This window comes from Pseudomonas sp. 65/3-MNA-CIBAN-0223 (assembly GCF_040310425.1).
GTDB lineage: Bacteria > Pseudomonadota > Gammaproteobacteria > Pseudomonadales > Pseudomonadaceae > Aquipseudomonas > Aquipseudomonas gregormendelii.
The window spans coordinates 1-261 of record NZ_JBEOPV010000211.1 but is presented as its reverse complement, the minus strand read 5'-3'; the positions used below and the strand labels follow the sequence as shown (position 1 = coordinate 261).

General features: G+C 66.7%; 1 pseudogene. It reads left to right on the top strand.

Annotation, left to right across the window (positions count from 1 at the left end):
* A pseudogene (locus tag AAEZ09_RS28610) lies at nucleotides 1-261 on the top strand (dicarboxylate transport); the annotation flags it as partial.

Genomic DNA, 261 nt, shown 5'->3' with positions numbered 1-261 from the left:
CTGCAGGTCAACCTTTCCCAGCCGCTACGCCTGCGGATCGAACGCAACGACGCAGAGCCAAGCACATGGCGCGCACAGGGGCCGCTGGACCTCCGCCTGGGGCGACTGGAGCACCCACAGCTGATCGCCCAGGGCTGGCGCTGGAATAGCCAGCTGGACATAGACACAGCGCGCCTGAGCGGAACCGGGCCGTTGAGCAACGACGCCGGACTAAGCGTGGCAACCAGCCTGAACAAGCCCTGGAACGGCGCGCTGCAGGTA